The organism is Microbacterium sp. ARD31, assembly GCF_031844425.1.
Map to the genome: position 1 here is coordinate 398,405 of NZ_JAUZVE010000002.1, position 22,161 is coordinate 420,565.

The window sequence follows — 22,161 nt, forward strand, 5'->3', positions numbered from 1 at the left end:
TCTTCCTCTCCTCAGGGGCGATCCTCTTCAGGTCCTGTGACGTGAAAGCGCCGGACGGGAGCGTTCATTCCCCCGTGACGCGATCGGCCTCAGAGAACGGGCGGGGTGTGCCAGATGCGGTCGATGTAGTCGCGCATCGACCGGTCGGACGAGAAGAACCCGCACCGAGCCACGTTGAGGATCGCGGACCGCGTCCAGCCGTCGACGTCGCGATAAGCGGCGTCCACCTCGTCCTGCGCAGTCAGGTAGGCGGAGTAGTCGGCGAGCACCATGAACCGGTCGTGGTAGAGCAAGTTCGACACGACCGGGTCGAACATCGACCGGTCACCGCCCGAGAAGGCCCCCGACGCGATGAGGTCGACGGCGCTGCGCAGGTCGGCATCCGATCGATAGAAGTCACCGGGCACGTAGCCGCGCTCGTAGAGCGCCTCGACTTCGGGTTCCGACATGCCGAACAGGAAGAAGTTGTCGTCGCCCACGAGCCGCCGGATCTCGACGTTGGCCCCGTCGTCGGTGCCGATCGTGAGCGCGCCGTTGAGCGCGAACTTCATGTTGCCGGTTCCGGAGGCCTCTTTGCCGGCCAGCGAGATCTGCTCGGACAGATCCGCCGCGGGGATGACGCTCTCGGCGAGGGTGACGTTGTAGTTCGGCGGGAACAGCACCTTGAGTCGACCCTCGACCACCGGGTCGGCGTTCACGACCGAGCCGACGGCGTTGATGAGATGGATGATCTCCTTGGCGATCCGGTAGCCGGGTGCCGCCTTCGCGCCGAAGACGAACGTGCGCGGCTGCACGTCCGACGCCGCGACGCGTCCGGTGATGATGCGGTCGTAGAGCGTTACGATGTGCAGCAGTTTCAGCATCTGCCGCTTGTACTCGTGCAGCCGCTTGACCATCACGTCGAGCATGTGGTCATCGGCCACGCCCACGCCGTCGCGCTGGCGCAGCACCGCGTCGAGGCGTCGCTTGTTCTGGGCCTTGACCGCCGCGAAGCGCTCGCGGAACTCGGGGTCCTCGGCGTACGACTCGAGTTCGCGGAGCCGATCGAGATCGGTGACCCACGTCGAGCCGAGAGCTTCGGTGATGAGCTCCGACAGCGCCGGGTTGGCCAGCCGCATGAATCGACGCGGCGTGATGCCGTTGGTGACGTTGGTGAACTTGCCGGGGAAGAACACGTCGAAGTCCGGCAGGACCTTCTCGCGCAGCAGCTGGGAGTGCAGCTCCGCCACACCGTTGACCTTCGCCCCGGCGACGGTCGCGAGGTAGGCCATGCGCACCGACCGCTCGGGGTGCTCACCGATGATGGACATCCCCCGGATCCGCATCTCGTCGTCGCCGAAACGCTGACGGACGGCATCCAGGAATTCATCGTTGATCCGGTAGATGATCTCGAGATGGCGCGGCAGGAGGCGTCCGAGGAGCTCGACCGACCAGACCTCCAGCGCCTCCGGAAGCAGGGTGTGGCAGGTGTAGGCGAAGCACTGCTGCGTGATGGCCCACGCCTCGTCCCATTCCATGTGCCGGTCGTCGACCAGACGGCGCATGAGTTCGGGCACCGCGATCACGGGATGGGTGTCGTTGAGCTGGAAGATCACCCGGTCGGGCAGGCCGGCGAGGTCGAACTCGGGCTTCAGCACGTTGTCGAGGAAGTCGCCGATCGACGCCGCGACGAAGAAGTACTGCTGCTGCAGGCGCAGCTCCTTGCCCTGCGGCGTGGAGTCCTCGGGGTAGAGCACCTTCGAGATGTTCTCGGCGAAGGTCTGCGCGCGCACCGCCTCGGTGTAGTCGCCGGCGTTGAAGATCCGCAGGTCGAAGGCCTCTGTCGCCATTGCGCTCCACAGGCGCAGCGTGTTGACCCGGCCGTTCTGGTAGCCCGGGACCATGTAGTTGTAGGGCACCGCCCGAACGTTCCAGCCCGGAACCCAGCGCGAGCGCGTCACCCCGTCGTCGTCGTAATGCTCGGTGTGCCCGCCGAACGAGATCAGCTGCGACGCCTCGGGGTGCGGGAACTCCCACGGTGATCCGAGGGTCAGCCACGCGTCGGGCTGCTCGACCTGGCGGCCCTCCTCGAAGGTCTGCTTGAAGATCCCGTACTCGTAGCGGATGCCGTACCCGATGCTGGGCACGCTCATGGTCGCGAGCGAGTCGATGAAGCACGCGGCCAGGCGGCCGAGTCCGCCGTTGCCGAGACCCGGTTCCACCTCCTGTGCCCGCAGCTCGTCGATGTCGATCCCGCACGCCACGAGCGCTTCCGTGGCGATGTCCATGAGGCCGGTCGCGAGCAGATTATTGTCAAGCTGCCTGCCGAGCAGATACTCCGCCGAGAGGTAGCACACGCCCTTGGCCTGCGTCTCGCGCTGACGCCGCTGATCCTCGAGCCAGCGCGCCATCAGGTAGTCGCGAACCGTGTAGGCCAGCGCCACGTAGCGGTCGGTGGCGGTCGACGCCGACAGCGCCACGCCCCGATCGAAGTTGAGGTTGACGAGGAACTCCTTGACGAAGCCGTCCACGGTGCTGGGCGGCGACGAGACGGGAGCCTCGGCGAGCGGATGCCGGTGCCCAGGCGCCGACGTGGCGCGAGCGGGGGGCGTGGCGGCGGGAACGTCGGAAGCGTCGGAAGCGTCGGGCACGGTGAGAACCTACTCCTTCGTCGTACGCAGCGTCGCCACCTGGTAGAGGGCGACGGATGCCGCGATCCCCGCGTTGAGGGATTCGGTGGCGGCGTGGATGGGGATGGAGACGATCTGGTCGCAGTTCTCGGTGACCAGGCGCGACAGGCCCTTGCCCTCCGAGCCCACGACGATCACGACGGGCCGGTCGGCGAGCTCGAGTTCGGGCAGCGACACCTCGCCGTCGCCGGCGAGACCCAGCACGAACACGCCCTGCTTCTTGAAGTCCTTCAGCGTCGCGTTGAGGTTGCCGGCCAGCGCCACCGGCACCCGCGCGGCCGCCCCGGCGCTGGTCTTCCATGCGGCCGAGTTGACACTGGCGGAGCGGCGCTGCGGCAGGATCACGCCGTGTCCGCCGAAGGCGCCCGTCGAGCGGATGATGGCGCCGAGGTTCCGCGGATCGGTGATGCCGTCCAGCGCCACGAGCAGGGGCATCTCGCCCCGGTCGATGATCTGCTCGAGCAGGTCCTGCGGGTGCGCGTACTCGTACGGCGGCACCTTGAGCGCAACGCCCTGGTGCACGCCGTCGAAGCCGGCCATGCGGTCGAGCTCGGGCCGGGTGACTTCGAGTACCGGGATGTCGCGATGCGTAGCGATGGCGAGCATCTCTTTCACGCGGTCGTCCATCTCCACGCGCTGGGCGATGTACAGCGCCGTGGCGGGGATCTTCGCGCGCAGGGCCTCGAGGACCGAGTTGCGACCCGTGACGATCTCGGTGTCGTCGCTCGATTTCGCCTTGGACGGCGATCGCTGTCCCTGACCCGGCGCGGCGCCGGGACGGCCCTTGCCGCCAGCGGCGGCGTAACGCTCGGCGGCCGCCTTCCGCTTGCCCGCGACGTGCCACGCCCGGTCCTCTGCCTTGGGGGTCGGCCCCTTCCCCTCGAGCGCCTTGCGGCTGTGCCCGCCGGTGCCCTTGAGCGGCCCCTTCTTCTTGCCCTTGCCCGCGCCCGGGCGTCCTGGCTTAGCCATCGATGCTCCAATGTGTTCCGTCGGCGCTGTCCTCCAGCGCGATTCCTGCTCTGGCGACGGCGTCGCGGATCCGGTCCGCCGCCGCCCAGTCCTTGTCGGCGCGCGCCTGCGCGCGCTGCTGGATCATCGATCCCACGAGCGCGTCCAGCGCCGCGGCCTCGCGCCCGGTGCCCGTCCGACCCCACAGCGGGTCGAGCGGATCGATCCCCAGGATGCCGGTCATCACGGCGACCGCCGCGAAGCACCCGCGGGCCGCCTCTGCGTCCCCCGCATCCAGCGCGCTGTTGCCCTCGCGAACCGTCTCGTGCAGCACGGCCAGCGCCTGCGGGATGCCGAGGTCGTCATCCATCGCCGCGGCGAACGCCGTCGGCACCTCCCCGACGATGCGCAGGTCGTCGGCGGTCGGGCGCAGCATCCGAAGTGCGCGCTCCTGGAACGAGCGGATCCGATCCAGTGCCGCCTCGGCCTCGGCGAAGCTCGACTCCGAGACCGCCAGATTCGACCTGTAGTGCGCGGCGGCGAGCGCGTAGCGGACGACGAGCGGCTCATGGCGCTCGAGCAGGTCCGCTGCGAGCAGGACGTTGCCGAGCGACTTCGACATCTTCTGGTCGCCGACGGTCACGAGGCCGTTGTGAACCCAGTAGCGGGCGAAGTCGTCACCGGCTGCCGTCGACTGCGCGAGTTCGTTCTCGTGGTGCGGAAAGCGCAAGTCGAGTCCGCCGCCGTGGATGTCGAAGCGGGGACCGAAGAAGCGACGCGCCATCGCCGAGCATTCGATGTGCCATCCCGGTCGGCCGGCTCCCCACGGCGACTCCCACGACGCGGTCGCGGGCTCGTCGGGCTTGGCGCCCTTCCACAGCGCGAAGTCGTGGGGATCGCGCTTCCCGCGGGTATCGGCGTCCGCCTCGGGCTCCACCGCATCCGGGGACTGCCGGGTGAGGGCGCCGTACTCGGCCCACGAGCGCACGTCGAAGTAGACGTCGCCCGCCGCGGCGTAGGCATGACCGGCATCGATGAGACGGGCGATCAGCTCCTGCATCTGCGGGATGAAGGCCGTCGCGCGGGGCTCGTACGTGGGGGCCTGGATCCCGATGGCGGCGTACGCGCGGGTGAACTCCCGCTCCATGCGGTACGCCAGCGCCCACCAGGGCTCGCTCGGGGACTCGTTCTGCAGGACCTTGTCGTCGATGTCGGTGACATTGCGGATGAAGGTCACACGGCCGTGCCGGTGGGCCAGCCACCGCCGCAGCAGGTCGAAGGCGAGCGCTCCGCGGAGGTGGCCGATGTGGGGGCCGGACTGCACCGTCGGGCCGCAGACGTACAGGGTGACGTGTTCGGGGTCGAGCGGCACGAAGTCGCGCAGCGACTGCGCCTTGGTGTCGTAGAGCCTCAGAGTCACCGTCACAGCCTAGCGGCGGGCACCTGTGGACATCCCGGTGCGGTGCAGGGCCGGCGGACCGGTACAACTGAAGTGTGCACGTTCTCGCCGTCCTGGCCGCCGCAGTCCTCTTCGGCACGACCGGCACCTCGCAGGCGCTCGGCCCGGACGGAACCACACCGCTGTCGATCGGCGTCATGCGGATGGTCATCGGCGGGACCGGTTTGGCAGCCCTCGCGTTCACCCTCGCGCGACGCCACGCCGCCCGGACCCCGAGCGCGCCGCGCCCCGCCTGGGGAGCTCGGCCGGTGGCGCTGATGACCCTGACCGGGGCGTGCCTGGCGGTCTATCAACCGCTCTTCTTCCTCGGCACCGAGCGCAACGGAGTGGCGGTCGGCACGGTCGTCGCCCTCGGCTCCGCCCCGATCCTGGCCGGCCTGCTGGAGTGGCTCCTCACCCGGCGCACCCCCTCTGCGACGTGGATGGTCGCCACCGCCGCCGCCACTGCGGGCGTGGTGCTGCTGGGGATGGGCGGTGCAGCCGACTCCGCGAGCGGGACCGACCCCTGGGGACTGCTCGGCTCGATCGGCGCCGGCGCGTCCTTCGCGGTGATCGCCAACGCCCAGCGCCGGCTGCTCGACGGCGGCTGGGACCCCTTCACGGTGGTCGGTGGCATGGGCGCCAGCTCGGCCCTCCTGTCGGCGTTCGCCCTACCCTTCGTCGACCTCGGGTGGCTGGACACATCGACCGGGTGGCCCATGGCCCTCTGGCTCGGACTGGCCACCATCTCGATCGCCTATGTGCTCTTCACGTGGGGACTGAGCGGCCTCACCGCCGCGGCGGCCGCCACACTGACCCTCGGCGAGCCTCTCACCGCCGCGGTCCTCGGCATCGCGGTCCTCGGCGAACGCCTCGCGCCCCTCGCCGTCATCGGCCTGGCGGTGCTGACGATCGGCCTCGCGACCCTCGCCTGGGGCTCGCGGCGCAACCGCGACCCCGAGCCGTTCGCGGTGGAGGGCTGACATGGAGATCGAGAACATGGAGATCAGGGAGGACGATCTGTCCGGCGCAGAGACACGCGGGCTCATCGCACGCCATCTCGCCGACATGCGCGAGACGTCTCCCGAGGAGAGCTGTCACGCCCTCGACGCCGACGCTCTGCAGGATCCGTCTGTGACCTTCTGGTCCGCCTGGATCGACGGCCGAGTGGCAGGAATCGGCGCCCTCAAACGCCTGGACGCGGTGAACGGCGAGGTGAAGTCCATGCGCGTCGAGGACGCCTTCCGCGGCTCCGGCGTGGGCCGGGCCCTGGTGCGGCACATCATCAGGACGGCGCGGCGACACGGGCTCCGCGCGATCTGGCTCGAGACCGGCGCGCAGCCGGAGTTCGCCGCGGCGCGCGGCCTCTACGCGAGCGAGGGGTTCGTCGAATGCGGGCCGTTCGCCTCGTATCGGGAGGATCCCCACTCGGTGTTCATGCGCCTCGACCTGTGATGCTCACGCGGGAATGAGCATCGCCACGGCGTAGGCCGCGACTCCCTCGCCGCGCCCGGTGAATCCCAGTCCGTCGGTGGTCGTGGCCGACAGCGACACGGCGGCGCCGCCGAGAGCTCCCGAGAGCACGGCCTCGGCCTCGCGGCACCGCGACGACATGCGCGGACGGTTCGCCTGCACCTGCACCGAGACGTTCGCGATCCGATAGCCGGCCTCCCCGACGAGAGAGCGCGTGCGGGCCAGGAAGGCGTCGGCGTGCGCGCCGGCGTACTCGGGCTTGTCGGTGCCGAAGTGCGTGCCGATGTCCCCGAGCCCGGCCGCGGCCAGGACGGCGTCGACGATGGCGTGGGCGACGGCGTCGCCGTCGGAGTGTCCCGCCAGGGCGCGCTCACCCGGCCACTCCAGCCCTGCGAGCCACAGCGTGCCCTCGTGGCCGTAAGCGTGCACGTCGGTGCCGATGCCGATCCGGGGCGCTGGGTTATCACGCTCGATCGTCGCCCGCGAGGGTTCGACGGGGCGGAGCGCCGTCCGCGCGCGCTCGAGGTCGTCGGGCGTGGTGATCTTGAAGGAACGGGCGTCGCCGGCGACGGTCGTGACGGAATGGCCCGCGGCCGCGACGAGCGCCGCGTCGTCGGTGTACTCCCGGTCGGCCGCGGCGTATGCCGCTTCGAGAACGTCTCTGCGGAAGCCCTGCGGAGTCTGCGCCGCTGCCAGTTGGCTGCGGTCGACGCCCTCGACCACGGAGGAGCCCGCGACCCGCTTGATGGTGTCGACGACGGGCAGGACCGGCAGCACGCCGTCAGCCCCCGCAGCGACCGCGGCGATCACGCGGGAGAACACGGCGGGCGGCGTGAGCGCGCGAGCCGCGTCGTGCACGAGCACGATGTCGATGTCGCCCCACAGTGCGCGGAGGCCCGCTGCCACGGAGTCCTGGCGCGTGGCGCCGCCCACGACCACGGTCGCCAGATCACGGGCATCCCCGGCCGCTTCGAGCGCGTCGGTGAGGGCATCGCCCTCTCGTCCCGCGGGAGCGACGACCACGACCTGCGCGGTGGGGCCCTCGAAGACACCCCGCAGCGCATGACGAAGGATCGTGTGCTCGTCGAGTCCGACGAACGCCTTGGGCGCGGGCGCGCCGAGTCTCGATCCAGAGCCGGCAGCGACGACGATGACGGCCACGCGGGGCACGGGGGTGATGCTCACGGAAAGAATCTATACGCGAGCGGCACGCGCCGAGAGGCGCGGCGAGTCAGCTCGCGAGGACCTCGTCGAGAAGGACGCTGGCCTTCTCCTCGTCCGTCTTCTCAGCCAGGGCGAGCTCGGAGATGAGGATCTGCTTGGCCTTGGCCAGCATCCGCTTCTCGCCCGCGGACAGCCCGCGGTCCTGGTCGCGGCGCCAGAGGTCGCGGACGACCTCGCTGACCTTGATCACGTCGCCGGAGGCAAGCTTCTCGAGGTTCGCCTTGTACCGGCGGGACCAGTTGGTGGGCTCCTCCGTGAAGGGGGCGCGCAGCACCTCGAAAACCCGGTCCAGGCCGTCCTGGCCGATGACATCGCGGACGCCGACCAAGTCGACGTTCTCAGCGGGGACCTCGATGATGAGGTCGCCTTGCGTGACGTTGAGCTTCAGGTACTTCTTCGTCTCGCCCTTGATGATCCGGTCTTTGACCTCGATGATCGTCGCGGCCCCGTGGTGGGGGTAGACGACCGTCTCGCCAACCTCAAAAAGCATGGAGTTATGTCCTTTCGGCAACCTCCAGGATACCACAGGCGACATGCGCTAGAGTTTGCCGCCGCACGTCGCGGGGGCCACCGGCGCACCCCATAGAATGCTCAGGATGCTGTCGTCCATCCTGGGAGGATCCGTGATGTCGAAACACCGCTCCGTGGGCGGGGCGCTCACCGCGAAGAGGTCGCGCGTGCTCGCGTCGCTGGCCGTCGGCGTCGCCGTCGCGATCGGGACGACCGGGTGCAGCATGATCTCCACCCAGGCGACCACCATCGAATACAACGCCTCCGACGGCGTCGCCGCCGACGCTGGCCCGATCGAGGTGCGCAACGCCCTCGTCGTCGCGACCGAGGACGGCAGCGCCGGCAACATGCTGGCCGCCATCGTGAACTCCACCGACAGCTCCGAGACTCTCACCATCGAGATCGGCGAGGGGTCCTCGAAGGTCACTGAGACGCTCCAGGTGCCGGCCAACAGCGTCGTCAGCCTCGGGGCGGACGGCGAGGAGCCGCTGCTGATCGAGGCGCTCGACACCATGCCCGGCGCCGACGTGCCGGTGTACTTCCAGGCCGGCGACGCCGAGGGTTCCCTCGTGGCCGTGCCCGTGCTGGACGGCGCACTGGAGTACTACGCCCCCTTCGTTCCCTGAGTCCTCGTCTCCGAGACACGAGACATGAGAACGGCCCCGCCCTCGGCGGGGCCGTTCTGCCGTCTCGGGGCGGGTCAGGCCTCGAAGCGGTAGCCGAGCCCGCGCACCGTCACGAGCATCACCGGGTCACCGGGGTTCTGCTCGATGCGCGAGCGAATGCGCTTGATGTGCACGTCGAGCGTCTTGGTGTCGCCGTAATAGTCGCTCCCCCACACCCGGTCGATGAGCTGCCCACGGGTGAGCACGCGGCCGGCATTGCGCATGAGGACCTCGAGCAGCTCGAATTCCTTCAGCGGCATGTTGATCTCGGCGCCGTCGACGGCGACGGTGTGACGGTCGATGTCGAGGACGACGCGCCCCCCGTTGAGGATCCGCTCCTCGAGATCGGCATCGGCCTGGGTCTGGCGACGCAGCACGGCGCGCATACGAGCGAGCAGCTCGCGTGACGAATAGGGCTTGGTGACGTAGTCGTCCGCCCCGAGTTCGAGGCCCACCACGATGTCGACTTCGGAGTCCTTCGCCGTGAGCATGATGATGGGAACGGCGGAGCCGGTGCGGATCTGACGGCACACCTCGGTCCCCGGCATCCCGGGCAGCATGAGGTCCAGCAGCACGATGTCGGCGCCCAGCTCGCGGAACACCGTCAGAGCGGTGGGGCCGTCCTCGGCGATCTCGACCTCGTAGCCTTCGCGACGCAGGAGGTACGCCAAGGGGTCTGCGAGGTCTGGCTCGTCCTCGACGATCAAGACGCGGGTCATCGGGTCACTCCGTTCTCGGCCGCGCGTGCGGCGGGGTTCTCGGCCGCGCGTGCGGCGGGGTTCTCGGCCGCGCGAGCGGCGGGGGTGCCCGCGTCGCGTGCGGCGGGGCCGCCGGCGGTCTGGGCAGCGATCTTCTTCAGCTTCTTGCGGCCGCGCTTGCCCGCGGGCGGAACATCGTCGGGGGGCGCTGCGGCGGGCAGGCGGATGGTGAAGGTCGAGCCTCGTCCCGGACGCGACCAGAGCTTCACCTCTCCCCCATGGCGGGCGACCGCGTGCTTGACGATCGCGAGCCCGAGCCCGGTGCCGCCGGTGCGACGCGACCGCGCCTGGTCGGTGCGGTAGAACCGCTCGAACACCCGATCCTGATCACCCTCGGCGATACCGATGCCGCGGTCGGTGACGGCGATCTCGACCACGCCGTCCGCGAGCTTGACGCCCACGCCCACGTCGCCTCCCTGACTGGAGTAGGCGATGGCGTTCGAGATGAGGTTGCCGACGGCCTCGGTGAGGATCTGCGCGTCGCCGCGCACGTAGAGCCCGCGCTTGCCGCCTCGCACGACCGTGACGCCCGCCGAGGCGGCCTGGATCGCGTGGGCTTCGAGCGCCGCCGTGAGGATCTCGTCGACCGCGATCGTGCGATCGGCGCTGAGGTCCTCCGCGGCCTGGAGGCGCGAGAGGTTCATGATGCGAGAGGTCAGCAGCGACAGTCGCGCGGCCTCGGCGGTGAGCCGCGAGGCGAAGACCCGCACCTGCGGCGGATCGTCGGCGGCGGACTCGATGGCCTCGGCCAGCAGGCTGACCGCGCCGACGGGCGTCTTCAGCTCGTGGCTGGTGTTGGCGACGAAGTCGCGGCGCATCTGCTCCACCCGCTCGCGCTCGGTGATGTCCCGGAGCACGAGAAGCGCCAGGCGCGCCGAGATCCGCGATGCCCGGATCACCACGAGGCGGGGCTCCGCCGGCGGTGCACCGCGGCGCAGGCGCAGGGTCGCCTCGGCCGCGCTCTCGCTCGTGCGGGTGCGCCTGACGACCGACCGCAGCTCCTCCGTGCCGAGCACCGTTCCCTCGGCCAGACCGAACGGCACGGCGGCCGCCGATGCGGCTCGGACCGTGAACGAGGAGTCGACCACGACGGCTGCGTCATCCATGCCGTGGAGCACCTCGCGGACTCCGTCCGGGATGTCGGCCGACGTCTCGGCGCGGGCGCGATCGCGCGCCCGCAGCGAGGCGACGATGACGGCCGAAACGGAACCGCCGATGATGACTCCGGCGAGGAGTGCGAGCAGCGCGAGCTGCGTCGTATCCATGTCACTCACTGTAAAGGTCTGATCCGGGCGCCGTCGGCCCGGGCGGCGGCGGCCCGGGACCGCGCTCGGTACTATTCACTCCCGCGGCACCATTCGTTAACCTTCGGTGGCGACAATCGCCAGGGCCGCGCGAGCGGACCCTCCGCACGCAATCAGAAAGGTGCCGGAATGCGCGAAGTCTTCCACCAGTCCCTCGAGGACGCCCAGTCTCGTCTGGTCGAGATCGCCGAGCTCGTCACGGTCGCCATCGACAAGGCCACGCGGGCGTTCGAGTCGAGCGACGTGGGGCTCGCCGAAGAGGTCATCGAGGCCGACGCGATCATCGACGAGAAGGCGATCGCCCTCGACGAACTGGCGATCGAGATCCTCGCGCGTCAGCAGCCGGTCGCCCGCGATCTGCGCATCGTCGTCGGCGCCCTCCGCATGAGCGCGTCGCTCGAGCGCATGGGCGACATCGCCGAGCACATCGCGCAGCTGACCCGCATGCGCTTCCCCGAGCGCGCCATCCCCCGCGGACTGAAGTCGACGTTCACCAAGATGGGGCAGCTCGACGTCGAGGTCGCGCGCACCCTCACCGAACTGCTGCGCACCCAGGACATGCGGCTGGCCGAGGCCATCCGCAACGCCGACGACGCGATCGACGAGCTGCACGCGAGCGTCTTCGAGAAGGTGCTCAGCGACTCATGGCGCGGCGAAGCGGCGGCCACGGTCGACGCGACGCTCGCCAGCCGTTACCACGAGCGCTTCGCCGATCACGCCGTGTCGGTGGCGAAGAAGGTCGCGTACCTCGCCACGGGCGAGTGGGAGACGGTGTCCGAGGTCGTCGACAGCACCTCTTTCCCGCTGTCCTGACCTGACGCAGCTGTCCTGACACAGCGCACCGGCCTCGCCGCGGCCCCACGTCGCGGCGGAAGGACGAAGAGAGCGGATGCCCCCGGGGGGAGGCATCCGCTCTCTTCGTCGTCCGGGCTCTGCGCCTACTTGCCCTGGTTCGCCACGGCCGCAGCGCCTGCGGCAGCGGCGTCGGGGTCGAGGTACTCACCGGGACCGAGGGGCATGAAATCCTCGCCGAGGCGGTAGACCAGCGGAATGCCGGTGGGGATGTTCAGCTCGGCGATGTCGGCGTCGCTGATGCCGTCGAGGTGCTTGACGAGACCGCGCAGCGAGTTGCCGTGCGCGGTCACCAGCACAGTCTTGCCCGCCTGCAGGTCGGGGATGATGTCGTTCTGCCAGTACGGCAGGAAGCGGTCGATGACGAGTTTGAGCGACTCGGTGCGAGGCACCTCGCCATCGATGTCGGCGTAGCGGACGTCGCCGACCTGGCTGTACCGGTCGTCGTCGGCGAGCTCGGGCGGCGGCACGTCGAAGGAGCGCCGCCACAGCATGAACTGCTCCTGGCCGAACTCCTCGAGCGTCTGGGCCTTGTCCTTCCCCTGGAGCGCGCCGTAGTGGCGCTCGTTCAGGCGCCACGTGCGCTTGACGGGGATCCACAGGCGATCGGCGGCGTCGAGGGCGATGTTCGCGGTCTGGATGGCACGCGAAAGCAGAGAGGTGTGAACGATGTCGGGCAGGAGGCCCCTCTCGGCCATCAGCTCGCCGCCGCGCTGGGCCTCGGCCTTGCCGAGATCGGTGAGCCGGACATCGACCCATCCGGTGAACTGGTTCGACTTGTTCCATTCGCTCTGGCCGTGGCGGAGCAGGATCAGCGTGTAGGGCGCGGTCATGGCCCCCATGATATCGACGGATGCCGCGCCCGCCCGGCTCGTGACGCCTGGCATCATGGGGTGGTGCCCGCTGGTCGCTCCCCCGTCGGTCGAGTGACCCGCGGCACGACAGGCGCGAACCGCCTGCGCCGCATCGATCGGTGGATCGCGCGGCATCCCGCGCTCCGCCGTGCGGCGGATCCGCTCGTGGTCGACCTCGGCTACGGCGCGAGCGGCGTCACGGCACTCGAGCTGCATGCGCGCCTGGCGCGATCGCGTCCCGACGTCGAGGTGCTCGGGCTCGAGATCGCCCCGGAACGGGTCGATCGAGCGCGGGCACAGCTCGAGGACGTCCGCCACGGCCTGACGGCCTTCGCCCCGGACGCGCGCGTGTCGTTCGCACGCGGTGGCTTCGAGGTGCCGACACCCGGGGGGCGGCATCCTGCGATCGTCCGCGCGATGAACGTGCTGCGCCAGTACGACGAGCACGCCGTCGCCGACGCGTGGCGCGAGATGTCGTCGCGCCTGGCACCGGGCGGGCTGCTGGTGGAAGGCACGTGCGACGAACTCGGGCGCATCGCGACGTGGGCGGCGGTGTCGTGCGGCGGCGAGCCGATGACGTTGACCGTCTCGCTGCGCCTCGCCGGCCTCGAGCGTCCGTCCATCGCCGCCGAGCGCCTGCCGAAGGCGCTCATCCACCGCAACGTCCCCGGCGAGCCGGTGCACGCCTTCCTCACCGCGCTGGATGAGGAATGGCTGCGGGCGGCCGCGGTGTCGCCCTTCGGGCCCGTCCACCGGTGGCGCACCGCCATGGAGGCGCTCGTCGCCGGCGGATGGCCCCTGCGTGCCCGCTCGCGCTGGCCGCTCGGCGAGGTGACCATCGGCTGGGAGTCGGTCGCCCCGCTCGGATGATCAGATCCGCGGCACCGTCGCGCGCGCATCCCCCGCGGACATGCCGGTCGCGGTGAGCAGATCCACCACGAGGGGGCGGAGCGCCGTGATGAGGTTCTGATCGCCCATCGACGCGCCCGGAGTCACCTCAGCGGGATCGAGGTGCGCGGCCACCGAGATGAGCGACTCCCGAGCCGTCGTCGCCGACGAGATGTCGCCGAGCGAGTGTCCGATGAGGCCCATCGCGCGCGTGACCTCGGCGAGGATGTCGGCGGCGACCGGCCGGGCCACGCCGTCGACGCACAGGTAGGAGGCTCGCCGGGCGACGACACGGAGGTTGCGTGTCGCCAGATCCATCGACTGCCGCATGCGCAGCTGACGCTCCAGCTCATGGCGCTGGCGTCGCAGGAACGGCGAGATCCGGGCGACGGCGATCCCGGTGTCGAGCGACCCGCGCCACTGCTCGAGCAGCGGCTCGAGTGCGCGGGCCTTCGCGAGACCGCGCTCGGCGCGCAGCCGGTCCCCACGATGAAGACCCTGGATGACGGCGGTCGCGGCGGCTTCGGCGGCGGCGAACACCGCCGTGCCGTCGCGGACCGCCGCGCGCTGCGCGCTCCGCGGGATCAGGGCGGTCACCAGCAGCGCTGCGACACCGCCGACGACCCCGTCGATCAGGCGCAGGAACGGCGAGCTGGCCGGCACGATCATGACGATGAGCGACTGGATCGCCGCCGCGATGGCGAATCCGGCCTGATGGGAGAGGAACCGGGCGACGATCAGGGTCGCCGCGAGCGCCAGCGCGAGCTGCCACCAGCCTGAGCCGGCGACCAGCAGGAGCAGCTCGGCGACGAGGATGCCCACCAGCATCCCGACCACCGTCTCGAGCACGCGCCGCGGCCGCGCATCGCGCACGAGCCCGAGGCTCGAGACCGTCACCGTCGCCGCCAGCAGCGGAGCGGGGTGACCGAGGACGTAGAGGGCGAAGGCGTAGGCGCCGGTGGCTGCCACCACGATCTGCAGGATGGCCGGCGCCGACTCCCGCACCCGCCGCAGCGCCGGCCGCGGGTCGACCCGGCTGCGCCACCCCGTGGGTATCGGCGCGGTGACCGGAGACTCGTCGGCGCTCATGATCTGCGCGCTCCGGATGCCGCTCCCGGCACCGCCGTCATCCCGACGACGCGGCCGGGCGTCGTGACAGGCGCGTCATGCGGGGCACGCCCGCGGTGGCGCCGGCGTCGGGCGGCACGATGACCTCCTGGGTCGCCGCGACGACGCCGTCCTCGACCGCGACGGTCAGGGCGGCGTCGACCGGGGTGCTCCGGCGCACGATCGCCAGCGCGATGGGACCCTGCTCCCAGTGACGGGCGGCGGAGGTGACGACGCCGACCTCGTTCTCGCCGGCCCGCACGGGCGCTCCCCGCTCAGGAAGGAGGGCGTCGCTGCCGTCGAGGTGCAGGAACACCAGCCGCCGCGGCGGGTGGCCGAGGTTGTGGACCTTCGCGACGGTCTCCTGGCCGCGATAGCACCCCTTGCTCAGGTGCACGGCGGTGCGGAGCCAATCGAGTTCGTGCGGAAGGGTGCGCTCATCGACCTCGGCAGCCCAGCGGGGACGCCACGCGGCCACGCGCAGGGCGTCGACGGCCACGGCGCCGGCGAGCTGCGCCTCACCGCGCGCGGCGCGTTCGAGAAGCAGCGCGCGCTCGTCGCGCGTGACCACGGCTTCGGCCCAGTCGCGGTCAGAGCCGGGGTGCGGATCGGTGAGCGCGTAGGCGTGCCCGCCCGCCCCGATGGCGGGCCACGGGTCGCGCCAGACGACCGGGACGCCGGCCGGAGCGATCGGCGTGATCACGGCGAGGGCGGCGGCGGTGCCGCCGATGACCGCGAACTCGTCACCCGCGTCGCGCGGCTGGACGCGCAGGCGGAAGCGCATCCGCATGAGCCACTGCAGCAGCGCGTCGGCGTCGCCGCGATCCACGAGGAGCCACGCGGTCTCGCCGTCGTCGACGATGGATGCCGCATGCTCGACGTGTCCGTGGGGGTCGAGCACGAGCAGCTCCGACCCGCTTCCCGGAGCCAGCGTGGTGAGTGCCTGCGAGGTGAGGGAGTCCAGCCACGACAGGCGGTCCTCGCCGGTCACCGCCAGCACGCGCCGGTCGTCGAGGGGCGCGACGGCGGAGCCGTCCGTGAGTGCTCGCTGCTCCACCAGGGGGTTGCCGACATGGGTGAGGACGCCGTCGTCGTCCACGACGGCGCGATCGATCGCGTCGAAGTCGCCCATCATTCCACCCGCGCCAATCGAGCCGACGCGTGCGAGGCCAGCTCGCCGCCGAGGGCGGCGATGTCCCACGCCCACAGCAGGTGGGCGTCGACCAGACCGTACATGCGTGTGGCGGCGGAGTAGTCCTTCGCGCCGGCACTGCGCACCACGGCATCCGTCGCTATGTCGATGCGCGGGCCCCGGATCCGGCCGAGATACAGCTCGCTGACGCCGTCCGAGTGCACCAGCACCGCCTCGATGTCGAACCCGCCCTCGGCGTTGCGAAGGCTCTCGACGTCGTCGACGGTGCGGCGGACGCGGGGCGCGAGGGGTGGGAGGAGTGCCGGGCCGGCGTCGGCGTCGGTCGCCGGTCGCGACAGCCGCCAGTAGCCGGTCTCAGCCACGAGCGGAGTGTCGTCGCCACCAGCGTCTCCACGCAGCCAGGCATGCGAGGTGTAGTTCAGGTGATCGCCGCCGTCATGGCTGAAGCTCACGCGCTGCGCAAACTCGCCCGAGAATCGATGATCGGGGGTGCCGTACTCGATGACACCCGTGCCCTCCCACACGCCGATGAGCCACGACAGCGGAGCGAGGTCGGCGGGGAGGTCTGTCGGCAGATCGAACACGACGCGACCGTCAGCGCTGGCCGCGGTAGAGGTTCTTGATCACCACACCCGAGACGAAGACGATCGCGAGCGAGGCGAGGCCGAGCAGGCCCACGAAGAACAGTTCGAGCGCGAAGAGGTCCATGGCTCAACTCTAGCCGGGCACGACGACGGCCAAGCCGAATCCCAGGCTGATGATGCCCATCACCACCAGCGCCCCCAGGACGCTCGCCGCCACCCGCTGGGTGAACCCCTGCGACCGCCCGCGGATCAGCTGCACGGCGAAGGCGAGGATGAGGCAGCCGCCGAGCCCGACCGCGAGCCAGGACGACCGATCGGATGCCGGGACGATCACACCGACGACGACACCGATGACGGCGGCGAGCGCCCAGATCGCCACGACACCGCCGAGCGTGCGGCGCGGGCCCAGTTCCACGGAGGTCACCCCCTCATTGTCGCGCACGGCAAGGCGATGCGCACGTGGGGCCGATCCCACCCCGGACAGCGGTGTCCCGGCGGGCTGCGCGACACGCCGTACACTGTTGTCCACGGCGCCCACCGCGTCGGGAGGACGGCGTCTTGGCACAGCTTCTGGTTCTGAGCTCCACACAGGGAGGCGGCCCTGTCCTGCCTGCCCTCGAGCTGCTCAGCCACCGGGTGCGTCAGATCCCGGCCGAGCCCGCGCAGCTCGTGAACGCGCCGAGCGCCGACGTCATCTTCGTCGACGCGCGCGTGGACCTCGTCGGCGCGAAGTCGCTGTGCAAGATCCTCAACACCACGGGTCTGGACGCACCGCTCGTCCTCGTCGTGACCGAGGGTGGGCTGACGGCCGTGTCGACCGACTGGGGCGTCGATGACGTGATCCTCGTCACCGCGGGGCCCGCGGAGGTCGACGCGCGCGTGCGTCTGGCGATCGGCCGCATGTCGAAGGAGCAGGTCTCGACCCGCATCCAGACCTCGGGCATCACGATCGACGAGTCCTCGTACTCCGCCAAGGTGCACGGCAAGCCGCTCGACCTCACCTACAAGGAGTTCCAGCTCCTGCACTTCTTCGCCACGCATCCCTCGCGGGTGTTCACGCGCGAGCAGCTGCTGAGCGAGGTCTGGGGCTACGACTACTTCGGCGGTACGCGCACCGTCGACGTCCACGTGCGTCGCCTTCGCGCCAAACTCGGCGACCTCGAGCAACTGATCGGCACCGTCCGCAACGTCGGGTACCGCTTCAACGTCTACGAGGACGATCAGCTTCCGTCCTCCAAGGAACGCTCCCAGGCCTGAGCCGCGATCGCTGCACCCACACCACAGGGCTGGTCCGTTCACACTCCGGTCACGACTGCCTGCAATGATGTGGGGATGATCGAACACGACGTGCTCGACGCCGGCCTCGGCGATGCGGACGATGACGACTTCGAGTTCGACGAGCCCGTCGACGCCCAGCTGCCCGACCATCGCTATCTGGACCGCGAGCTCAGCTGGCTGGCGTTCAACCAGCGCGTCCTGGAGCTCGCGGAGGATCCCGCCCAGCCTGCGCTCGAGCGCGCCAACTTCCTGGCGATCTTCGCGAGCAACCTGGACGAGTTCTTCATGGTGCGCGTGGCGGGCCTCAAGCGCCGCATCGTGACCGGCCTCGCCGTGCCCACCAATGTCGGCCGGGCGCCCCAGGAGGTGCTGTCGGACATCTCCGAGGACGCCCACCAACTGCAGGTGCGTCACGCCGCCGCGTGGACGAGCCTCGTCCGCCCCGCCATGGCGGATGCCGGGATCGTCGTCGTGCGCTGGGACGACCTCGACGACAACGAGCGCTCGAAGCTGTACGACTACTTCCAGACGCAGGTGTTCCCCGTCCTCATGCCGCTCGCGGTGGACCCGGCCCACCCGTTCCCCTACATCTCGGGGCTGTCGCTGAACCTCGCCATCCGCATCCGCAACGCCCGCACCGGCCGGCAGGAGTTCGCGCGCCTGAAGGTTCCGCCGATGCTGCCGCGCTTCGTCGAGGTGGTCCGCGGCGAATCCGGCGTCCGCTACCTCCCGCTCGAGGACCTCATCTCCAACAATCTCGAGGACCTCTTCCCCGGCATGGAGATCCTCGACCACCACGCCTTCCGCCTCACCCGCAACGAGGACGTCGTCATCGAGGAGGACGAGACGGAGAACCTCATCCAGGCGCTCGAGGCTGAGCTGCTGCGGCGCCGGTTCGGCCCGCCGATCCGGCTCGAGGTCACCGAGGACATGGACGACGTCACCCTCGACCTGCTCATCAGCGAGCTCGACATCACCGCCCAGGAGGTCTACCGCCTGCCCGGCCCGCTGGATCTGCGCGGGCTCTTCGACCTCTCGCGCATCGAGCGGCCCGACCTGCACTACAAGCCGCACGTGCCCACGACCGCGCTGGCCTTCCAGCCGGGCGACAACAACGAGCGGGGCGACATCTTCGCGTCGATCCGCAAGGCCGATGTGCTCGTGCACCACCCGTACGAGTCGTTCGCGACGAGCGTGCAGGCTTTCCTCGAGCAGGCAGCCAAGGACCCCCACGTCCTGGCCATCAAGCAGACCCTCTACCGCACCTCGGGTGACAGCCCCATCGTGCAGGCGCTCATCGACGCCGCCGAATCCGGCAAGCAGGTGCTCGCCCTGGTCGAGGTCAAGGCACGGTTCGACGAAGCCGCGAACATCGTGTGGGCGCGCAAGCTCGAGAAGGCGGGTGTCCACGTCGTCTACGGCCTGGTCGGGCTGAAGACCCACTGCAAGCTGGCCCTCGTCATCCGTGAGGAGGAAGGGGTCCTGCGGCACTACAGCCACGTCGGCACGGGCAACTACAACCCCAAGACGTCTCGCATCTACGAGGACTTCGGCCTGTTCACCGTGGACGACCAGGTCGGCCGCGACCTCACCCGACTGTTCAACGAGCTCAGCGGCTACGCGATCGAGAAGAAGTTCAAGCGTCTCCTCGTGGCGCCCCTTCACCTGCGGAAGGGTCTGCTGCGCCTCATCGACAAGGAGCGCCGCAACGCTCAGGCGGGCAAGCCCGCCCACATCCGCATCAAGGTCAACTCGATGGTGGACGAGCAGATCATCGACGCCCTCTACCGCGCGAGCCAGGCCGGCGTCCCGGTCGACGTGTGGGTGCGCGGGATCTGCGCGCTCAAGCCGGGGGTGCCCGGGATGAGCGAGACGATCACCGTGCGCTCCATCCTCGGCCGGTATCTCGAGCACTCGCGCATCTTCGCCTTCGCCGGCGACGGCGACCCGCAGGTGTACATCGGCAGCGCCGACATGATGCACCGCAACCTCGACCGCCGCGTCGAGGCGCTGGTGCGCGTGGTCGATCCCGCCCACCAGCGGGAGCTCATCAGCCTGTTCGACGTCGCGATGAGCGCCGAGACGAGTTCGTGGCACCTCGGCCCCGAGGGCGACTGGGTGCGCCACCACGTCGGCGAGGACGGCAAGCCGCTGACCGACCTGCAGGATCGGACGATGTCGCAGGTGCAGCGGCGTCGGCGGGTTCGGGCGGTGCGATGACGGACACCGCCGTCTACGCTGCCGGCGGGGTCGTGTGGCGCATGGTCGATGCCAAGCTGCACGTGCTGATGATCCATCGCACGCGCTACCGCGACGTCACGCTGCCCAAAGGCAAGGTCGACCCGGGTGAGATGCTCGCCGAGACCGCGGTGCGTGAGATCCGCGAAGAGACCGGCATCCGGGTCGCGCTGGGCGTGCCCGTCGGGATCTCGAAGTACCGCCTGCCGAGCAAGCGCACCAAGATCGTGCACTACTGGGCGGCAGAGGCCACCGAAGCCGCCATCCGCGCCTCGGCATTCGTTCCGAACAAGGAGATCGCGGCCCTGGAGTGGGCCACGCCGAAGAGGGCGCTGAAGCGCCTCAGCTACCCGGTCGACATCGAGATCCTCGAGAACTTCCTGAAGCTCGTCGACGAAGGCATCCTCGGCACCTTCCCGCTCATCGTGCTGCGGCACGGGAAGGCTGTGGACCGCGAGAACTGGGAGGGCGCCGACACCGACCGCCCGCTCACCTCACGCGGCCGCAAGCAGGCGAACGCGGTCGTCGGCCCCCTGCTGGCCTTCGGCGCGCGCAAGATCATCTCCAGCCCCGCCGTCCGCTGCGTGAAGACGGTGAAGCCGCTCGCGGCCTCGCTCGCCCGCTCCATCGACAGATCGCCGCTCATCAGCCAGGACGCCTGGGAGGAGGGCCGCTCGGATCCGCGCACCGTGATCGGCCAGCGGGTCCGCGCCCGAAAGGCCGCCGTGCTGTGCAGCCACGGTCCGGTGCTGCCGGACATCCTGAGCGAGCTCGCACTTGCCACCGGCACCCTGCGCGGCTCCTACCTCGGAAGCGCCTCGGCGCTGGAGACCGGGGCGTTCTCGGTGGCGCACCTGTCCGTGGACAATCCGGGGTCGGGCATCGTGGCGATCGAGACCCACATCCCGAAGGTGTGATCGATCGGGCTCGTTCACCTTCCGTTCACCATTCCAGCGCAGTCTCTTAAGAGTCCCCACCTACCGTCAGTGCGTGCCCTGCACCGGGGCCATCACCCGAAGCCCTCCCGGGCCCCTTTCCCTGACACGTGAAGGATTCACACAGTGAAGATCTCCCGCATCGCCCAGCTGGGCGCTGTCGCCGCCGTCGCGGCCCTCTCCCTCACCGCCTGCGCGGCGAACGAAACCACGCCCGGAGCCGAGCCCACCGAGGGCGGCTCCGAGTCCACCCTCGCGGGTGAGCTCGTCGGCGCCGGCTCGTCCGCGCAGGAAGTCGCCGTCCAGGCCTGGTCGGCCGGATTCCAGACGGCCAACCCCGACGTGACCGTCAGCTACGACCCCGCCGGCTCCGGCGCGGGCCGTGAGTCCTTCCAGGCCGGCGCCGTCGCGTTCGCCGGTTCCGACCGCGCGTTCACGGCCGAGGAGATCGAGGCGGGCCCCTTCGGCGCGTGCGTCGAGGGCACCGGCATCATCGAGATCCCGTCCTACATCTCCCCCATCGCCGTCATCTTCAACGTCGAGGGCATCGAGACGCTCAACCTCGACGCCGCGACCATCGCGAGCATCTTCGCCGGTGACATCACCAACTGGAACGACGAGGCGATCGCGGCCACGAACGAGGGCGTCGAGCTGCCCGACCTCGAGATCACCCCGGTCCACCGTGCGGACGACTCGGGCACCACCGAGAACTTCACGGACTACCTGTACCAGGCCGCTCCCGAGGCGTGGGAGTGGGAGGCCGACGGCGTGTGGCCGATCGAGTCCGGCGAGGCCGCTCAGGGCACCTCCGGCGTCGTCGCGGCGGTCGAGGGCGGCAACGGCACCATCGGCTACGCCGACGCATCCCGCGCCGAGCGCTTCGGCACCGTCGCGGTTCAGGTCGGCGAAGAGTTCGTCAGCTTCACCCCCGAGGCCGCTGCGGCGATCGTCGACGCTTCGCCGCGCGAGGAGGGCCGCACCGACGGCGACCTCGCCATCGCGCTGGACCGCACGCCGGACTCGGCCGCCTACCCCGTCGTGCTCGTGAGCTACATGCTCGCGTGCGAGGAGTACGCCGACCCCGCCTCGGCCGCGCTGGCGAAGGGCTTCCTCGAGTACGTCATCAGCCCCGAGGGCCAGGATGCCGCGGCAGAGGCCGCCGGCAGCGCGCCGATCTCGGACACGCAGCGCGAGAACATGCAGGCCGCGCTGGACCTGATCGTCACCGAGTGACATCCTGATGCCCGGCTCCGCGTGACCCGCGGGGCCGGGCATCACCCCTG

General features: G+C 70.2%; 21 protein-coding genes. 9 read left to right on the top strand and 12 right to left on the bottom strand.

What is annotated here, in order from left to right; all coding sequences use genetic code 11:
* Positions 1-89: 89 nt before the first annotated feature.
* From Q9S36_RS08595 to cysS, 3 genes are all read right to left on the bottom strand, one after another.
* The gene (locus Q9S36_RS08595; protein WP_311285071.1) at positions 90-2,510 is read right to left on the bottom strand and encodes a glycogen/starch/alpha-glucan phosphorylase; all 2,421 of its coding nucleotides are present in this window, start codon (positions 2,508-2,510) and stop codon (positions 90-92) included.
* Between the two features lie 129 nt (positions 2,511-2,639).
* Positions 2,640-3,638, bottom strand: coding sequence for a 23S rRNA (guanosine(2251)-2'-O)-methyltransferase RlmB (gene rlmB, locus Q9S36_RS08600; RefSeq protein WP_311284750.1), 999 nt, complete (start codon positions 3,636-3,638; stop codon positions 2,640-2,642).
* Complete coding sequence (cysS, locus tag Q9S36_RS08605; RefSeq protein ID WP_311284751.1) at positions 3,631-5,037, bottom strand: cysteine--tRNA ligase; 1,407 nt, start codon at positions 5,035-5,037, stop codon at positions 3,631-3,633. The genes rlmB and cysS overlap by 8 nt, the downstream gene beginning before the upstream one ends.
* Positions 5,038-5,111: 74 nt before the next feature.
* Between cysS and Q9S36_RS08610 the strand changes: the two genes are divergently transcribed.
* Entirely contained in the window at positions 5,112-6,038 is a 927-nt protein-coding gene (locus tag Q9S36_RS08610) for an EamA family transporter (protein WP_311284752.1), read from the top strand.
* Position 6,039: 1 nt separating this feature from the next.
* Positions 6,040-6,510 (top strand): GNAT family N-acetyltransferase, encoded by a 471-nt coding sequence (locus Q9S36_RS08615; RefSeq protein ID WP_311284753.1) that lies wholly within the window; start codon positions 6,040-6,042, stop codon positions 6,508-6,510.
* A gap of 3 nt (positions 6,511-6,513) precedes the next feature.
* Here the strand turns inward: Q9S36_RS08615 and ispD are convergent, their stop codons facing one another.
* Together ispD and Q9S36_RS08625 are read right to left on the bottom strand one after the other, a co-directional pair.
* Positions 6,514-7,713 carry a 2-C-methyl-D-erythritol 4-phosphate cytidylyltransferase gene (gene ispD, locus Q9S36_RS08620; protein WP_311284754.1) on the bottom strand — a complete coding sequence of 400 codons (1,200 nt, stop codon included), beginning with the start codon at positions 7,711-7,713 and terminating at the stop codon, positions 6,514-6,516.
* A 46-nt stretch (positions 7,714-7,759) separates the two neighbouring features.
* A complete protein-coding gene (locus Q9S36_RS08625) occupies positions 7,760-8,242 on the bottom strand; it encodes a CarD family transcriptional regulator (protein ID WP_251450728.1) in 483 nt (160 codons plus the stop codon).
* Between the two features lie 136 nt (positions 8,243-8,378).
* Between Q9S36_RS08625 and Q9S36_RS08630 the strand changes: the two genes are divergently transcribed.
* Positions 8,379-8,888, top strand: coding sequence for a DNA modification methylase (locus Q9S36_RS08630; protein ID WP_311284755.1), 510 nt, complete (start codon positions 8,379-8,381; stop codon positions 8,886-8,888).
* A 74-nt stretch (positions 8,889-8,962) separates the two neighbouring features.
* Here Q9S36_RS08630 and Q9S36_RS08635 read toward each other — a convergent pair whose 3' ends face one another.
* On the bottom strand, positions 8,963-9,646 hold the full coding sequence (locus Q9S36_RS08635; protein ID WP_251450733.1) for a response regulator transcription factor: 684 nt from the start codon (positions 9,644-9,646) through the stop codon (positions 8,963-8,965).
* Entirely contained in the window at positions 9,643-10,950 is a 1,308-nt protein-coding gene (locus Q9S36_RS08640; protein ID WP_311284756.1) for an ATP-binding protein, read from the bottom strand. The genes Q9S36_RS08635 and Q9S36_RS08640 overlap by 4 nt, the downstream gene beginning before the upstream one ends.
* Before the next feature lie 168 nt (positions 10,951-11,118).
* Here Q9S36_RS08640 and phoU point away from each other — a divergent pair, with 168 nt between their 5' ends.
* Positions 11,119-11,802, top strand: a complete 684-nt coding sequence (phoU, locus tag Q9S36_RS08645) for a phosphate signaling complex protein PhoU (protein ID WP_251450737.1) — start codon at positions 11,119-11,121, stop codon at positions 11,800-11,802.
* A 125-nt stretch (positions 11,803-11,927) separates the two neighbouring features.
* Here phoU and Q9S36_RS08650 read toward each other — a convergent pair whose 3' ends face one another.
* On the bottom strand, positions 11,928-12,674 hold the full coding sequence (locus Q9S36_RS08650) for a phosphoglyceromutase (protein WP_311284757.1): 747 nt from the start codon (positions 12,672-12,674) through the stop codon (positions 11,928-11,930).
* A gap of 63 nt (positions 12,675-12,737) precedes the next feature.
* On the opposite strand from Q9S36_RS08650, the gene Q9S36_RS08655 reads away from it, so the two are divergent.
* Positions 12,738-13,565 carry a class I SAM-dependent methyltransferase gene (locus Q9S36_RS08655; RefSeq protein WP_311284758.1) on the top strand — a complete coding sequence of 276 codons (828 nt, stop codon included), beginning with the start codon at positions 12,738-12,740 and terminating at the stop codon, positions 13,563-13,565.
* Here Q9S36_RS08655 and Q9S36_RS08660 read toward each other — a convergent pair whose 3' ends face one another.
* The 4 genes from Q9S36_RS08660 to Q9S36_RS08675 all read right to left on the bottom strand — a co-directional run bounded on the left by Q9S36_RS08660 (position 13,566) and on the right by Q9S36_RS08675 (position 16,851).
* Entirely contained in the window at positions 13,566-14,672 is a 1,107-nt protein-coding gene (locus tag Q9S36_RS08660) for an FUSC family protein (RefSeq protein ID WP_311284759.1), read from the bottom strand.
* A 37-nt stretch (positions 14,673-14,709) separates the two neighbouring features.
* Positions 14,710-15,822 carry a YgfZ/GcvT domain-containing protein gene (locus tag Q9S36_RS08665; protein ID WP_396653733.1) on the bottom strand — a complete coding sequence of 371 codons (1,113 nt, stop codon included), beginning with the start codon at positions 15,820-15,822 and terminating at the stop codon, positions 14,710-14,712.
* Positions 15,822-16,427 carry an FABP family protein gene (locus Q9S36_RS08670; RefSeq protein WP_311284761.1) on the bottom strand — a complete coding sequence of 202 codons (606 nt, stop codon included), beginning with the start codon at positions 16,425-16,427 and terminating at the stop codon, positions 15,822-15,824. Before Q9S36_RS08670 ends, Q9S36_RS08665 begins: the two co-directional genes overlap by 1 nt.
* Positions 16,428-16,560: 133 nt before the next feature.
* Positions 16,561-16,851: a hypothetical protein gene (locus tag Q9S36_RS08675; protein WP_251450747.1), complete on the bottom strand. Its 291-nt coding sequence runs from the start codon at positions 16,849-16,851 to the stop codon at positions 16,561-16,563.
* Between the two features lie 134 nt (positions 16,852-16,985).
* Between Q9S36_RS08675 and Q9S36_RS08680 the strand changes: the two genes are divergently transcribed.
* The 4 genes from Q9S36_RS08680 to pstS all read left to right on the top strand — a co-directional run bounded on the left by Q9S36_RS08680 (position 16,986) and on the right by pstS (position 22,111).
* Positions 16,986-17,684, top strand: coding sequence for a response regulator transcription factor (locus Q9S36_RS08680; protein ID WP_311284762.1), 699 nt, complete (start codon positions 16,986-16,988; stop codon positions 17,682-17,684).
* 75 nt (positions 17,685-17,759) lie between these two features.
* Positions 17,760-19,925: an RNA degradosome polyphosphate kinase gene (locus Q9S36_RS08685; RefSeq protein ID WP_311284763.1), complete on the top strand. Its 2,166-nt coding sequence runs from the start codon at positions 17,760-17,762 to the stop codon at positions 19,923-19,925.
* Complete coding sequence (locus tag Q9S36_RS08690; RefSeq protein WP_311284764.1) at positions 19,922-20,860, top strand: NUDIX hydrolase; 939 nt, start codon at positions 19,922-19,924, stop codon at positions 20,858-20,860. The genes Q9S36_RS08685 and Q9S36_RS08690 overlap by 4 nt, the downstream gene beginning before the upstream one ends.
* A gap of 144 nt (positions 20,861-21,004) precedes the next feature.
* The gene (pstS, locus tag Q9S36_RS08695; protein ID WP_311284765.1) at positions 21,005-22,111 is read left to right on the top strand and encodes a phosphate ABC transporter substrate-binding protein PstS; all 1,107 of its coding nucleotides are present in this window, start codon (positions 21,005-21,007) and stop codon (positions 22,109-22,111) included.
* Positions 22,112-22,161 lie beyond the last annotated feature (50 nt).

Coding starts and splice junctions, on each gene's coding strand:
- Q9S36_RS08690 (WP_311284764.1), top strand. CDS start 19,922: ATGACGGACACCGCCGTCTACGCTGCCGGCGGGGTCGTGTGGCGCATG.
- rlmB (WP_311284750.1), bottom strand. CDS start 3,638: ATGGCTAAGCCAGGACGCCCGGGCGCGGGCAAGGGCAAGAAGAAGGGG.
- Q9S36_RS08650 (WP_311284757.1), bottom strand. CDS start 12,674: ATGACCGCGCCCTACACGCTGATCCTGCTCCGCCACGGCCAGAGCGAA.
- Q9S36_RS08630 (WP_311284755.1), top strand. CDS start 8,379: ATGTCGAAACACCGCTCCGTGGGCGGGGCGCTCACCGCGAAGAGGTCG.
- Q9S36_RS08660 (WP_311284759.1), bottom strand. CDS start 14,672: ATGAGCGCCGACGAGTCTCCGGTCACCGCGCCGATACCCACGGGGTGG.
- Q9S36_RS08640 (WP_311284756.1), bottom strand. CDS start 10,950: ATGGATACGACGCAGCTCGCGCTGCTCGCACTCCTCGCCGGAGTCATC.
- phoU (WP_251450737.1), top strand. CDS start 11,119: ATGCGCGAAGTCTTCCACCAGTCCCTCGAGGACGCCCAGTCTCGTCTG.
- Q9S36_RS08665 (WP_396653733.1), bottom strand. CDS start 15,822: ATGGGCGACTTCGACGCGATCGATCGCGCCGTCGTGGACGACGACGGC.
- Q9S36_RS08615 (WP_311284753.1), top strand. CDS start 6,040: ATGGAGATCGAGAACATGGAGATCAGGGAGGACGATCTGTCCGGCGCA.
- Q9S36_RS08685 (WP_311284763.1), top strand. CDS start 17,760: ATGATCGAACACGACGTGCTCGACGCCGGCCTCGGCGATGCGGACGAT.
- Q9S36_RS08635 (WP_251450733.1), bottom strand. CDS start 9,646: ATGACCCGCGTCTTGATCGTCGAGGACGAGCCAGACCTCGCAGACCCC.
- Q9S36_RS08625 (WP_251450728.1), bottom strand. CDS start 8,242: ATGCTTTTTGAGGTTGGCGAGACGGTCGTCTACCCCCACCACGGGGCC.